The organism is Labrenzia sp. THAF35 (assembly GCF_009363595.1).
In the GTDB taxonomy this organism is placed as follows: Bacteria; Pseudomonadota; Alphaproteobacteria; order Rhizobiales; family Stappiaceae; genus Roseibium; species Roseibium algicola.
This window is the reverse complement of the sequence record NZ_CP045380.1, coordinates 4,690,635-4,704,990: the sequence shown is the minus strand read 5'-3', so window position 1 is coordinate 4,704,990 and position 14,356 is coordinate 4,690,635. Positions and strand designations below refer to the sequence as shown.

The 14,356-nt window shown below is 57.9% G+C and carries 9 protein-coding genes; all 9 read left to right on the top strand.

All coding sequences use genetic code 11. The annotated features are described in order from the left end of the window. Window positions 1-18 precede the first annotated feature (18 nt). The 9 genes from tssI to FIU93_RS21590 are packed head-to-tail and all read left to right on the top strand — an operon-like array spanning window position 19 to window position 14,351. Window positions 19-1,845, top strand: a complete 1,827-nt coding sequence (tssI, locus tag FIU93_RS21630; protein ID WP_152506719.1) for a type VI secretion system tip protein TssI/VgrG — start codon at window positions 19-21, stop codon at window positions 1,843-1,845. A gap of 51 nt (window positions 1,846-1,896) precedes the next feature. Next, entirely contained in the window at window positions 1,897-2,493 is a 597-nt protein-coding gene (locus FIU93_RS21625; protein WP_152506718.1) for a hypothetical protein, read from the top strand. Between the two features lie 21 nt (window positions 2,494-2,514). After that, window positions 2,515-4,236, top strand: coding sequence for a type VI secretion system-associated FHA domain protein TagH (tagH, locus tag FIU93_RS21620; protein ID WP_152506717.1), 1,722 nt, complete (start codon window positions 2,515-2,517; stop codon window positions 4,234-4,236). A gap of 58 nt (window positions 4,237-4,294) precedes the next feature. After that, window positions 4,295-5,629 carry a type VI secretion system baseplate subunit TssK gene (gene tssK / locus FIU93_RS21615; RefSeq protein WP_022999360.1) on the top strand — a complete coding sequence of 445 codons (1,335 nt, stop codon included), beginning with the start codon at window positions 4,295-4,297 and terminating at the stop codon, window positions 5,627-5,629. Next, the gene (icmH, locus tag FIU93_RS21610) at window positions 5,629-7,248 is read left to right on the top strand and encodes a type IVB secretion system protein IcmH/DotU (RefSeq protein WP_152506716.1); all 1,620 of its coding nucleotides are present in this window, start codon (window positions 5,629-5,631) and stop codon (window positions 7,246-7,248) included. Before tssK ends, icmH begins: the two co-directional genes overlap by 1 nt. A 33-nt stretch (window positions 7,249-7,281) precedes the next feature. Continuing rightward, window positions 7,282-10,935 (top strand): type VI secretion system membrane subunit TssM, encoded by a 3,654-nt coding sequence (tssM, locus tag FIU93_RS21605; RefSeq protein ID WP_152506715.1) that lies wholly within the window; start codon window positions 7,282-7,284, stop codon window positions 10,933-10,935. 1 nt (window position 10,936) lies between these two features. Next, complete coding sequence (gene tagF, locus FIU93_RS21600) at window positions 10,937-11,611, top strand: type VI secretion system-associated protein TagF (RefSeq protein ID WP_152506714.1); 675 nt, start codon at window positions 10,937-10,939, stop codon at window positions 11,609-11,611. After that, window positions 11,608-12,372: a PP2C family serine/threonine-protein phosphatase gene (locus FIU93_RS21595; RefSeq protein WP_022999356.1), complete on the top strand. Its 765-nt coding sequence runs from the start codon at window positions 11,608-11,610 to the stop codon at window positions 12,370-12,372. Before tagF ends, FIU93_RS21595 begins: the two co-directional genes overlap by 4 nt. Then, complete coding sequence (locus FIU93_RS21590; RefSeq protein ID WP_077292978.1) at window positions 12,372-14,351, top strand: serine/threonine-protein kinase; 1,980 nt, start codon at window positions 12,372-12,374, stop codon at window positions 14,349-14,351. Before FIU93_RS21595 ends, FIU93_RS21590 begins: the two co-directional genes overlap by 1 nt. Window positions 14,352-14,356 lie beyond the last annotated feature (5 nt).

The window sequence follows — 14,356 nt, the reverse complement described above, 5'->3', positions numbered from 1 at the left end:
TTTCCGAGGAGATCTTTCGTGGCAGAAGGACAACTTAAACAAGCTAACCGAATGGCCGAGCTGACATCGGTCTTTGGCAAGGATGAGCTTTCCGTTGTCACCATCGAGTGCGACGAGGGGCTCAGCGAAGATTTTGAGATCAGGCTTGAGGTTCTGAGTCAGAAAGAGGATCTGAATTTCGACCAGGCCATAGCGACTTCCATGACGGTGAAGGTTGTCACCAACAATGGTGATACGCGGCATTTCGACGGTCTTCTGACCGATGCGAAATGGATGGGCTATCGCGATTCCTATTACATCTACAAATTGACGCTACGCCCGTGGTTCTGGCTGCTCACCAAGAATTCAAATTGTCGAATTTTCAAGGACATGTCCGCGCCTGACATCATTAAGCAAGTTCTGGGGGAGCATGACTTCGCCGATTTCCAGGATAAGCTGACTGAGGCCTATGATCCGATTCATTACTGCGTCCAGTACAGGGAATCGGATTACGATTTCTGCTGCCGGTTGATGGAAGAATTCGGAATTTCCTATTTCTTCGAGCACAAGGACGGCAAGCACGTCATGATTCTGGCGGACGCCAAATCGTCCTACAGCCCGATCGTGGGTGACAGCTCCATTCCCTACATTGCTCTTGGCGGCGACAGTCAAAGGAATACGGAGCATCTTTACCATTGGATTCCGACGCGCAAGTTTCGGACCGGCAAGTTTGCTGTCAATGATTATGATTTCGAGAAACCGAGTGCGCTGCTGGAAGCAGAGCGTGATGCAGGTACTCAATATCGGGCCGGGTCTCTGGAAAATTATGACTATCCGGGAAGGTACACCGAAAAAGACAAGGGCAGCACTTTCAGCAAGATTCGTATGGAAGCCGAACAGGCTGCGGACAAGCGAATTGAAGCAGCCGGCGAAGTGCCGCGGTTCTTTGCAGGAGGGCTGTTCGCGTTAGTCAAACATCCACACAGTCCGCAGAACGCGGAGCACCTGATCGTGCGTGCAAGCCATCGGATCATCACCGAGGCATATCGATCCGGTGGTGGTGGGGCCCAGGGAGAAGCCTATACCGGGACATATGACGTTCTGCCTGCCAGTATAACGTACCGCACACCGGCCATCACCCGCAAACCGCGAATACCAGGCCCGCAAACGGCAAAAGTCGTGGGGCAAGGCGAAATCGATGTGGACGAATACGGTCAGATCCTGGTCGCCTTTCACTGGGACCGCGACAAGACTGCGTCTCGGCGGGTTCGTGTGGCGCAAGTGTGGTCAGGCAAGAACTGGGGCGGCATCTATATCCCGCGTGTCGGCCAGGAAGTGATTGTTCAGTTCCTGGAAGGCGATCCGGATCAACCGATCATCGTCGGCACAGTCTACAATGCGGAAAACATGCCGCCTTATTCTCTGCCAGGCGAGAAAAACAAAGCCGGCATCAAGTCGGATTCAACGGTAGGCGGCGGCGGTTACAACGAGTTCGTGCTCGATGACACCAAAGGGAATGAGCTTGTTGGGGTTCATGCCCAAAAGGACATGGAGACCGTTGTCGAGAATAACGAAATGCTGCATGTCAAAAACTGCCGCGAGACCCAGATAGACGTTGACCGAACGGAATCGGTTGGCCGAAACACGACCGAAGATATCGGCATGAACTGGAAGGTAACCGCCGGAACGAAGATCGAGTTTATCTGCGGCGCCAGCAAAATCACCATGACGCCTGCCTCGATCAAGATCGAGTCGGTGAAAATCGATATCGTGGCTTCGGGCATGCTCAACGCCAAGGGTACAATGACCAACGTGACAGGCAGTGCGTTGCTGAAACTCAAGGGCGGCCTTGTACTGATCAATTGATGCTGCGGTTCTTGAACGAATGCGGCCAAGAGAAAAAACGGAGTAGAGCAGATGGGATCACGTATCCGCTTTACAAAGGCTAGACAGGTATTTGAGACTTTTCCGGAGTTGTCGGAAACGGTAAGCGAACCGGCCACGGATATCGCTCCGGACGCCTATGCTCTGGAATTGCAGAAAAGCGAGGCACCGCTGTCGGCGATTGCCTATTTCGCTCATATCCTGCCGAAACGGGAATCGGTCTGGTGGGGCATGAATTGCGTTGCCGGTCTGGATCAGGCCAAGAACGAGGATGACCGGCAGGTTCTTAAACTCAGCGAGACCTGGGTCCGCGAGGGGGATGAAGATGCCCGTGTTGCGGTTCACGCTGCGGCTGAGGCCGCCAAGAAGGACAGCGCGTCCGTCTGGATCGGTCTTGCTGCAGGCTGGTCTGGCGGATCCCTTTCGCCCAGCCCCGAGCACCGGGTGGACATGCCTGACGACCTGACGGCCAAGGCCGTGAATACAGCTGTGTTGATTGCGCTTGGAACACTTGAGCCTGCCAAACGGGATGAGGCTCTGAAATCTTGCCTGTCTGCCGGGCTGTCCTTCGCCGGAGGTGGGATGATGCCCGCGGTGACTGTCGGCGGTTCTTCGTCAGCCTTTTCCTAAGCGCAAAGAGGAAATGTGGGAATGCGCATAACGCTCCAGATTGAAAATGTTGACCGGTTGGAGACCGGCGGTCAGCTGTCCTACAGCTGTGCCGACCGAGGCTTCGACATTGGTCGGCACGAACATCTGGACTGGAGTCTGCCCGATCCCCAGCGGGTGATTTCCGGCAAACATTGCGAAGTGCGCTTTGAAAGCGGGAATTTCGTTCTTTACGACTATTCGACAAACGGCACTTTCCTTAATGGCAGCCAGACCCGCATGGACAAGGCACATGTGCTGCGCTCCGGTGATCGGCTGATGATTGGCGATTACATCATTGTCGTATCGCTGGAAGCCGGATCCGGGCAGCCGGCCATGTCCGCAGCACCAGTCGCTCCCGCTGCTCCACAGCCTTGGGACGCACCTCAAACCTCGTCTATGTCCGGTGGTGGCTCCTCCTGGCCTACGGGACCAGGACCGGCGGGCGCGGCTCCTGGTCACTACCCAATGGAAAATCAGGGTGGGCCCTGGGCTACACCGGGAGCGGGCATGGAAGGGCGACACGCTCCGCCTTCCTCCAATCCAGGCATAGGCACGCCGGCAGATGATGTCTGGAGCCAGCAAGGACACGGCTGGGGTACGGCGGATCCTTCGCTGTACGATCCGAATGCGCACATCGGCGAACGGGAAGCGCCTCGACCGGCCCAGGCGGACCCGCTGGATCATCTTGCCCAGCAACCGCATCTTCAATCTGCCGGAGCCGCACCCGCAGAGCCGCTTTTTGGATTTCCGGAACCTGTAGCTCAATCTCCGTTTCCGGCGCTGTCTGAAAACCCGGCGCAGGAAAGTGCTGAGCCGCTTTTCCAGATGCCGGATCTTCAACCAGAGGCACCAACCCAGCAACCGGCGACCGAATCTGCTCCGCCACCTGCTGGAGAGCCCACAGCGTCGCCGTTTCCCGAAGCGCCTGTCTGGAGCGCGCCAGAGGCAGAGGAAACACAGCCGGCAACGGTCCAGGAACCACAGCCTGAACAACCGGCTCCAGTGGAGCAAGCTGCACCTGCGGCCATGCCTGTTGTTGCCCCGCAAGAACCAGCGAAGGCAGACACAGCGGCGGTTGCAAAGGTCGATATTGAGCCGGCAAATAATCCGGCGGCCAATGTTGATTTCATCAAGGCCTTCGCCGAAGGAGCCGGTATTCCGGCTGCAACGCTAGCCGGCCGCGATCCGGAAGAATTTGCCAGGGAAGTCGGGGCCATATTGCAAGGAATCACCGGCGACTTGATGGGTCTTTTGCAGGCACGCAGTCAGGTGAAAGCCATGACCCGGAACGCCAACCGCACGCTGATCATGCGTAGCGGGAACAATGCCTTGAAGTTTTCGCCGACACCGCAAATGGCATTGCAGACGATGCTGGCCCCAGGAGCGGAAGAAAACGGGTATTTGCCGATTTCAAAGGCCATGCAGGCTGCTTTCAAGGACATCCAGAAACATCATGTCTGGACCTATGCAGCCATGCAGAAGGCTGCAGGAAGATTTGAAGAAAAGCTTTCCCCCAAGGCGATCGAATCAGAAGGCCAGGTCGCCAAGAGTACATTCGGTAACCAGAAGGCCAAGCTATGGGAGCGGATTCAGGAACGCTGGAGTTCCTTGTCCGGTTCGTACGACGATGGCGTGGTCGGGCTTTTCACGCAATACTTTACCGAAGGTTATGAAGAATTGAGCAGTGACGATCCGGAGCAGAGCTCCGGACTGATGAATTAAGACCTTTGCCAGTTTTAAGAGCGCGAAGGCGCGAAAGTGTTAAGGGAGCAGTACCTTTATGTCGTGGTATAGCAAGGTTGCATGGACCGAAGGCTTGTTTCTGCGGCCTCATCATCTCCAGCAGAGCGACCGGTACGCGGAGCATATGCTGGACGAACGGGTCCGTTTTGCCTCTCCCTATCCCTGGGGCTTTTCCGAGCTGGAAATAGATCAGGACGTAGGACAGCAATGCCGGTTCGCGCTTCGCTATGGCCGAGGCATATTCTCCGACGGAACGGTGTTCAACTTCCCGGCAGACGGCACACCGCCGCCTGCAATCGACGTTCCGGAGGACGCGGCAGGACAAATCGTCTGGCTGGGAATTCCCGAGACGACCGTCAATGCAGTGGAAGTCGCCAATGGCCGCGACGATGCCGCTACGAGATATATTCAGGGCAGGGAGACGATCATCGATTCCACCTCCACCATCCGCCAGGAGGAGGAGATCGATGTTGCGCATCCGCGCCTGCAGTATTCGATTCGCTCGACACCCCATCCCGGTCAGGTCTGCCTGCCGGTCGCCCGTATCACGGAAATCAAGGATCGCATTGTCATAACCGATGGTTCCTTTGCGCCACCGGTACTTGCCTGTCATGTGCATCCGGTCATCACCGGCTGGATTGACTCCGTCATTGGCTGGGTGGAGCGCAAACTGAGCGAACTGGCGCGTTACGCCGCCGATACGTCCGCCGGGGGCGGATTGCAGAATTTCGATTATCTGACGTTGCAGCTGCTCAACCGCACTTATCCTTTGCTGATGCACCTGCGCAAATCGGCTTATGTGCATCCGGAGCGGCTGTACATACTGTTCCTGCAGCTGGCGGGGGAGCTTGCAACGTTTGCAACGGAAGAGCGCCGAGCGCGCAATTATCCCGTTTATGACCACGACAAGCTGCATGATATCTTCAAGCCTGTCCTGGCCGACATACAGGCGTTCCTGTCGGCCGGCTACGACCGGCGTGCAATCCGCTTGCCTCTGGAACAGCTGGCGCCGAATGCGTTCAAGTCGACCATTGTCGATCGCAACCTGTTCTCGCAGGCGGGCTTTGTCATCGAAGTGGCTGCCCGCAGGCCTTTGACGGAAATTCAGAACGAGTTTCCAAGGCTCTTCAAGGTTGGCCCCTTCGGCCAGATGCGCCAGATCGTCTACTCCAACCTGCCGGGTATTCCGTTGATCCACATGCCGGTACCTCCGGCACAGATCCGGGCTCTCACGGACCGTGTCTACTTCCGGCTGGACAAGACGACCCCGCTTTGGCGCGAATTTAGCCAGGACTCGGCGATCGGGCTGCAATTCTCCGGCAACTGGCCGGATCTGCAGCTTGAGTTCTATGCCGTCCGGGAGGGCCGCTGATGTCGGACAATGACGATCCCTTTGGCGTTTCCAAACGCAAGGGAAAGACAATTGTAATGCCCAATCCGGGCGGGCGATGGAGCGAAGGCCAGCCAGGACAGCCCGGGCAGCCGCCTCAGCAACCTGCGCCGTCGCCACAACAGGTTCCCGGTCAGGCGCCTCCTGGACAGGCAGCTCCGCCACCGCCACACAATCCGCCTTCCGGTGGCTCTGATCCGTGGCAAAGCGGGGGAGGCGGCGGAGGGCGTGATCCTTACGCTCCAACGCCAGCCGGGTATGAGTATGGCCAACAGCAGGCGCCGGATCTCAGAACCCCGCCAGGCGGTTACCAGGCACCGCAAGGCGCTGCGCCACAGCCGGCGGCCGCACCTGCACAAGGTGCCGGTAAACTGGCGCATATGCCGGACATCAACCAGATCCGCGTTGCCAATCGAAATCCGATTTCCCGTGCGGCTGCCCCGTTGCTTCTGCTTCTGGGCCGGCTTCACCTGACAATGACGGACGCCCAGTTCGACCAGTTGATGCGCGATGTCTACAGCGCCATCAAGACGTTCGAGAAAGAATTGCGGAGCGCCGGAATCACGGACGACCAGATCCGTTCCGCCGCCTATGCGCTCTGTGCGACATCAGACGATATCGTCCAGAACTTGCCGTCTGCCGGACGTCATCAATGGACGCAATACTCCATGCTGACCCAGTTCTTCGGTCAGGCAACCGGCGGTGTCGAGTTCTATCAGCTACTGGAGAAGGCAAAGCAGGATCCCGGTCGTAACTACGGTGTTCTGGAGGTCATGCATTCCTGTCTGTCACTCGGCTTTTACGGCAAGTACCGTGCGATCCAGGGTGGCCAGCAGGGCCTGGAACGCGAACGACGCGACCTGCATGAAATTCTGCGTCGTGTTCGCCCGCGGCCCGGAGACGATCTCTCTCCCCATTGGCGTGGCCTGGAACTTCTGCAAAAGCGGGCAGGGTTCTCGGTACCGATCTGGTCGGTCGCGGCCGTTGCAGGCGCATTGCTTCTTGGGGGCTACGTCACCTTGATGCTTCTTCTGTCGAGCGGAAGCGAAGTCGTCGCTGGACGCGCAAGTGCGCTCTACCCGTCGGGCCCGATTGAACTGGCGCGCGAAGGCTACCAACCCAAACCGCCACCCGCGCCACCACCACCGGAAGATGCGGCGATCGATACTGTCTCCGCACAGCTGGCAGGTATCGATGGCCTGGAAATTTCGCAGGCGGGACCGGCAATCATGTTGCGCATGCGCGCGCAGTTCGACGTCGCAGCTGCCACGCTGCGCCCTGAATTCCAGCTTCTTGTCGAGCAGGTCAGCCAGACCCTCGACCAGGTGGAAGGTGAAATTCTGGTCGTCGGCCATACGGACAGCGACCCGATCCGCAATAATCCGCGGTTCCCGACCAACTGGCACCTGTCCGTTGAAAGGGCAAAGGCAGTTGCCGCTGTCATGGAATCAGTCCTCCAGACACCAGGGCGGGTGCAGGTGGAAGGACGTGGCGCCGACGAGCCGATCGCTCCCAATACAAGCAGGGAAGGCAAGGCGCTCAACAGACGTGTGGAAGTCTTCCTGAAACCACCGGCCAAAGGGCTGGTGATAAACAACTGATATCCGGGGCAACCGCAGAACAAGGCTGTATCTATGAAATTCTGGCTCGGAATAACGGCAATCGTCATCGGCATACTCGCCCTGATCGGTCTGATCTGGTTTGGCGGGCCGTTCCTGTCGATCGCCGGTGTGAGGCCCTTCGAACCTCTCTGGGTAAGGTTGTCGCTGGTTGCGCTTGTCCTTCTGACCGTTGGCGGCTGGACCGGCTACCGGATCTACAAGCGCGTCAAGGCCAACCGGGAACTCGAGAGTGAGATCCTGCAACCCAAGGCAAGTGATGCCGACTTGCAGATCATGTCGGAGCGCATGAAGGACGCTCTGAAGACGCTCAAGACGTCCAGCGGAAACGCGCGCACCTATCTTTACGACTTGCCCTGGTACCTGATGATCGGCCCTCCGGGCGCCGGCAAGACCACGGCTTTGATGCACTCCGGTTTGAAGTTTGCCGGTTCGCGCGCAAAGGGAGAGGCCCAGAAGCTGGAGGGCCTCGGCGGAACCCGGTATTGCGACTGGTGGTTTGCTGAAACGGCTGTGCTGATCGATACGGCAGGGCGTTACACCACACAGGATTCCGACGAAGAGCATGACCGCGAAGCCTGGCACGGGTTCCTCAATATTCTGCGCAAGGCCCGTCCGCGTCAGCCGATCAACGGCGTCATGGTGTCGATCAGTCTTGAAGACCTGATGACGCTGTCTGACGATGAGTTGAAACAGCATTCCGATGCGATCCGCACGCGTTTGATCGAACTTTACAAGACCTTGAAAATCGATTTCCCGGTCTATGTGATCTTCACCAAGGCCGATACGGTTGCGGGCTTCATGGAGTTTTTCGGCTCCTATCCCGAAACCCGTCGCAACCTGGTCTGGGGTGCGACCTTCCAGACCCGCGAAAAAACCAAGAACATGGTGTCGGAAGCGCCCGCCGAGTTTGATCTTCTGGTGGAGCGTCTCAACGAGGAAATGGCGGACCGTCTTCAGGAAGAACCGGATCCGCGCGCCCGGCTGATGCTCTATGGCTTCCCGACACAGGTCGCTGCTCTGAAGGACCGTCTGACCGGTTTCCTCAATGCGATTTTCGAACCGAGCCGGTATTATCCGAATGCTGTTCTTCGCGGTTTCTATTTTACCTCCGGCACCCAAAAAGGCACGGCAATCGACAGGGTCATCGGCTCAATGAGCCAGGCCTTCGGGACAGCCTATCAGGCGGCCGCTCTATCCGGTCAGGGCAAGAGCTACTTCCTGCGTGATCTTCTTTCCAAGGTGATTATCGGAGAAGCCGGCTGGGTAACCCATAACCGGCAGGCCGTCAGAGTTGCGACCGCAACCCGCATTGCGGCTTACGCAGCCATTGCTCTCGTGACCCTGGGCCTCGGCAGCTTGTGGGGGATCAGTTATCTCAACAACAAGGCCTTGATTGACGAAACCGCCAAGGCTGTGGACACGGTGCGCGTAAACGGCGAAACCGTTCTGGCGGAGCGGGTTGTACGTGACGACAATCTGGCGGATACCGCCTACATCCTGTCGATGTTGCGGGGCTTGCCGGCTGGTTACGACAGCCGCGATACGCCAACACCTGTCATGGAACAGTTCGGCCTCAGCCAGCGCGACCGTCTGGAAGCAGCTGGCGTGACGTCCTACAGAAGTGGTCTTGAAAGGTTGTTGCGGCCGCGTTTGCTCTTGAGGATCGAAGAGCAGATGACCGAGGTGCTCGACAATCGCACCGGTCCGGGCGGACAGGACGTCGATACGCTCTACAATCTGGCAAAGCTGTACCGCATGGTGGCGGGGGATGCGCCAGAGATCGACAAGGAGCAGATCAAGAATTCGTTCCGTGCCGACTTCCTGCAAAGCTTCCCCGGACCTCAGGGCGAGATCTTGCGCAACGAGCTCAACAACCACGTTGCCGCGATGCTCGATCTCGATTTCGGTGGCAACGTCCTGACCGATCAGCTGGACGGCATTCTGGTTGCCGAGGTCCAGCGAGAGCTCGGACGTGTCAGCCTCGCTGAGCGTGGGTATGCACTTCTCAAGTCTCGTGCCAAGGGTCTTGCCAGCGAAGACTGGATTGCAGAACAACGTGGCGGCTCCGACATGGAGACCGTTTTCGAAACGGAGAATGGCGACACGTTGGACACGGTCGCGGTCGACAAGTTCTTCACCTATCCGGGCTTCCACCTTTCCGTTCTGCCGAACCTTGCCGGCATTCGTGAAGAACTGGAACGGGACAAGTGGGTGTTTGGGGATGTCGGCGAAGCCGATGCCTTTTCCGATCAATATCAGTCACTTCCCGGCGAGATCCTGGCGCTTTACACCAAGGATTTCATCGAGGCCTGGGAAGAGGCGCTCGGCAACTTGAAATTCAAGTCGATGCGCAACGACAAGCCGCTTTACACGACGCTTCAGGCCGTCTCTGCACCAACATCACCCGTCGTGCAGCTTCTTGAGAGCATTCGGCGCGAAACCCTGCTCACCCAGGATCTGTCGAGTGAAGGCCTTGCCGGAAACCTGACAGGCGGCAATGCGCAAGATGCCGGCACTGACGCTGCACAGAAGATCTTCCAGCGCTACGTGCTGGATTCGTCCGGTGGATTGAAACGTATCGGCCTTGAAGCCGGACTTCAGGCAATCGCGCCGGGAGGTTTGTCGAATGCGCTTGGAACTGCCGCTGGTGGCGGAGGTCCAACCATTATTCCGGGCAAGGCGATCGAAGATCACTTCCGTCCTTACCATGTACTTGTGGAAGGCGAGAACAGTCGCAAGATCGATGCCTTGCTGCTGAACTTCAAGAACATACTCGACAATCTTCTGATCGTGGCCAACAACCCGCTGCAGAGCGAAACGGCAAATTCCAACGTGCAAATTCAGGCGTCTCTGCTGAGAAGCAACGCGACGCGTTTCCCGCCGCCTTTCGATAAACTGATTATCCAGGCTGCGAAGGAATTTGACGAGGAGTTCAAGGAAACCTCGATCACTCAGCTGAATGAAAAGCTGAGCACCCAGGTTGTTGGTGAATGCCGCAGGATCGTCGCCCGGAACTACCCGTTTGAAAACGGTCGCTCCGAAGTGCCGATGACGGAATTTGCCAAACTGTTCGCACCGACGGGAATCATGCAGCGGTTTTTCGATGAAAACCTGAAGCCGCTTGTCGATACCTCGACGCGCCCCTGGAACTGGAAGCCTGAAGTGTCTCAGGCGGACCGTCTGTCGAACGCAACGCTTCGGCAGTTCGAACGTGCAGACCTGATTAAGCAGGCCTTCTTCCCGACAGGAAACGCGTTTCCGTCCGTCGGACTTCAGGTGGTTCCGCGTGCCCTGTCTCAGCAGGCTGACGCGGCCAGCCTGGAAGTGAACGGCAATCTCGTACTGGTGACGCGTGGTCCCGGCTTCAACGCAGAAATCGAACCGTTGCCGGCCAATTTTGATTGGCCCAGCAACACGGCTACCCCGCGCGTTGTACTGGTGATTCAGCCGGAAGTGCCTGGCTACAGATCTCGTCGTGAAATCCATGGAGATTGGGCCTTCTATCGCTTCGTTCGCGATAACAGGGTCAGTTCCGGTCAGAACAAGTTCGTCGTGCGCGAAACGCTTGGCGGCAGACAGGTTGCCTTCACGGTGACGCTTAGAACGAATCCGAACCCGTTCTTCCTGTCTGCAGTCGGCGATTTCAGTTGCCCTACGAGCTTCTAGAATGGGAACCGGTTATTTCGGCAAACTGCCGGCACGAGCGGATTTTGTCATCGGGCAATGCCCTGCCGGCTTTCTGAAAAGCTGGGAGGCCTTCCTGATGACCGGACTGGCTCAATCCCGTCTGGATCTGGGCGCGGGGTGGGAGGAAGCCTTCATGACAATGCCGGTGTGGCGATTCTGGCTATTGCACACTTCAGAGGGCGACGAACCTGTTCAGGCCGTCGCCGGTGCTTTCATGCCAAATGTCGACAAGGTCGGCCGGACCTTTCCATTGACACTTGTCTGCGACATCCGACTGGAAACGCAGAATGGTCGGCCGGAAGAGACCTGGTACGACCGTGCCGAGATAATCTTGCGCGACACCTTGCAGGAAGATGCCAGCCTGGAAGACTTCCAAAAGGCTGTTGCAGGTCTGGAAACGCCACTTGCGGTGGAGGCAAGCGGCAAGACGGGCAGGGATGCCGAATTACCGACGATGCCAGGAACGGATGTTCTGTCATCCGAATTCTGGTGCCGTGCAGGAGAAGTGGGTTTTGAGTTTTCGTGTGCAGGCCTGCCGGACGCAAGCGCCTTTCGATGGCTGCTTCTCCCGGAATCCTACGCCGATACGGAAGCTCGACAGGACGTGGCAGGGAATAGTCATGGGCGATTTCATCCGGAGGATCATCGAACATGATCGAACAAATGGAAGCCTCTATGCGTGGCTTTGCGATTGGACTGACCCATGTTGGCCGGGTTCGGCAGCACAATGAGGACACGTTCTACGTTGACGAGGGCAAGGGCGTTTTCGCAGTGATGGACGGAGCGGGAGGCATGCATGACGGTGCGATGGCGTCCAGTCTCGTGCGTGAGGCCCTTGCCAGTATCGCTCAACCGCGCAGCGCGGAAGACCTTCTGGAGCAGTTCGAAAGCAGGTTGATTACCGCAAAGGACCGGATCGAACAGGCCGCAGCCAAGGCGAACGGTGCCGCCATGGGCACGACGATCGCCGCGCTTCTGATTTCCGGATCGAACTTTGCGTGCCTTTGGGCAGGCGACAGCCGCGTCTACCGTCTGCGCAATGGCCGTCTTGAACAATTGACGACAGATCATACCGAGGCGCAGGAACTGGTGGACCAGAACGTGCTGACGCCTGAAGAAGCAAGGACGTTCGCCCGCAGGCATGTTATCACCAGGGCGATCGGATCCGGGATCGAGCTTGAACTTGAACTGGTTTCCGGAAATCTGCGTCAGGGCGATCGGTTTCTTCTGTGTTCGGATGGCTTGACCGGACATCTGGACGATAGTGTGATTGGTACTTTCCTGATGAACGGCGCGCCGAAGCCGACGGCACAATGTCTTATCAATGGAGCGCTCGAAGAGGGCGGCTCGGATAACGTGACTGTCGTGATTGTCGATATCGATGCAATGTCTGCGCGCGAAGGAGTTCGCAACTGATGAACGTTGGTGCCCACCTGCTACCAGCCGGAACCCGGCTCAACAATCTCTATGAGATTGAAGAACATATTGCCGATGGCGGTATCGGGACGGTTTACAAGGCAAGGGACGTGGAAAGCGGGGATCCGGTTGCCGTCAAGGTCCTTCTCGCGACCTTCTCGCGCGACCCGATGATCCTGGATCTGTTCAAGCGGGAAGCAAAGATCCTTCGCAAACTCAAACACGACGCACTGACCCAGTACTACGTGTTCGCGAAGGAGCCTACGCTTGGGATTTATTACCTGGCGATGGAGTTCGTCAGTGGCCCGTCATTGAGCACGCGCCTTGAATCCGGTCCGCTTGAGCCGGAGGCGGTGGCACGGTTGATCAAGCGTCTGGCTGAAGCCCTGCAGGCGGTCCACGACCGGGAAGTGATCCACCGGGATCTTTCGCCGGACAACGTCATTCTCCAGAACGGCGATGTCGCGCAGGCCAAAATCATCGATTTCGGTATTTCGCGGGCAAACACGGGCGGGCCGACCATTATCGGTGACGGCTTTGCAGGCAAGGTCAATTATGTTTCGCCAGAACAGGTCGGCATTTTCGATGCCAAGGTGACTGCGCGCAGCGACATCTATTCGCTTGGCCTGGTCATTGCGGAAGCCCTGACCGGCAAACAGATCGACATGGGCGGCACGCAGGTGCAGATCGTCGACAAACGACGGCAGACGCCTCCCTTGGAAGGTATCGACAATCGTTTCCGTCCGTTGCTGGAGGCCATGTTACAGCCCGACCCGGCAAACCGTCCGGCCAGTATGAAGGAAATTGCGGACTGGACGCTAGGTGCTCCGATGGGGCGGCAGGACCAGGACCGCACGATCATTCGGCCATCTTCTGCGCCACCGCCGGAACAATCCGCACTGGATCAACCGCCGCCTCAGGCAAACTGGGGCAAGCGCATTCTGGTCGCCTTGTCGCTGCTCGGTTTCGCCGGTGTCGGTGCCGGGGGTGTCTATTTCCTGGTCGGTCAATCCGTGCCCGAGCAGGACCAGAAACCTGTGCTTGTGGCACCGCCACGACCGAATGCGCCGGACGCACCGTCGCAGCAGACGAATGTGACACAACAAACGCAGACGCCAACGACCCAGCAACCGGCAACGCAGCAACCAGTGTCCCAGCAGCCAACTGAAACGCAAACAACTGCACTTCAGTCGCCTTCAACACAAACGCCGGAAACGCAGGCGCCGACGACGCCGGACAACACCGTTCCGACAATTCCGACCACGCCTCCAGAGGAGACCGTCGACACGAAACCGGAACCGACCGAAACCGTTACCCGGCCACCGGTGGCAACCGATCCGCAAGAGACGCCTGAAAACGTGACCCCCGAAGACCGGATCCGGAACTTCGTGAGCAGTTACCAGGCGGGCGATTGCATGTACTTGCAGCCGATAGAGATCGCGAGCCGTTCCGCAGAGATTGAGGGATTTGCTTCCAGGACGCCGCCATTCATCAGTTTCGACAGCGACTTCACCCAGTCTCAGGGGTTTGAAGCGAAGATCCAGGTCAACCTTGTGAGCGATGCGCAATGTCCGGCGATAGCTTTTCTGAGAGGAACACCACAGGGAAACGCCAAGACCGAATTGCGTCTCGACATGCAGCGGACGGTCGTGCCGAACGGTAGCAACATGGCTGGCCGCATTTCCGGTTATGAACCATCAACGGGTGGGCTCGGGCTTATATTCGTCAACAGCAAGGGGGAGACGGTCAATCTGTCCCCATATCTGCAGACGGACGACCGGGGTGCCGGTTTCGTTGTGCCGCTGACCTTGAAAACGTCTACTGAAGAAACCGGCCTGATCATTGCCATGGTGGGCCCTGATATAACCAAGACGCTTTCTGAGCGCCGCGAAAACGATCCGGAAGACTATTTCGAAAAGCTGATGCAGGATGGTCCGGTCTTGCGGGCAACGGCAACCACGGTCAAAGTGGTGCCCTGACCGGG

Excerpts from the sequence above, each read along its gene's own strand:
- FIU93_RS21625 (WP_152506718.1), top strand. The coding sequence starts at position 1,897 with ATGGGATCACGTATCCGCTTTACAAAGGCTAGACAGGTATTTGAGACT.
- tagH (WP_152506717.1), top strand. The coding sequence starts at position 2,515 with ATGCGCATAACGCTCCAGATTGAAAATGTTGACCGGTTGGAGACCGGC.
- tssK (WP_022999360.1), top strand. The coding sequence starts at position 4,295 with ATGTCGTGGTATAGCAAGGTTGCATGGACCGAAGGCTTGTTTCTGCGG.
- icmH (WP_152506716.1), top strand. The coding sequence starts at position 5,629 with ATGTCGGACAATGACGATCCCTTTGGCGTTTCCAAACGCAAGGGAAAG.
- tssM (WP_152506715.1), top strand. The coding sequence starts at position 7,282 with ATGAAATTCTGGCTCGGAATAACGGCAATCGTCATCGGCATACTCGCC.
- tagF (WP_152506714.1), top strand. The coding sequence starts at position 10,937 with ATGGGAACCGGTTATTTCGGCAAACTGCCGGCACGAGCGGATTTTGTC.
- FIU93_RS21595 (WP_022999356.1), top strand. The coding sequence starts at position 11,608 with ATGATCGAACAAATGGAAGCCTCTATGCGTGGCTTTGCGATTGGACTG.
- FIU93_RS21590 (WP_077292978.1), top strand. The coding sequence starts at position 12,372 with ATGAACGTTGGTGCCCACCTGCTACCAGCCGGAACCCGGCTCAACAAT.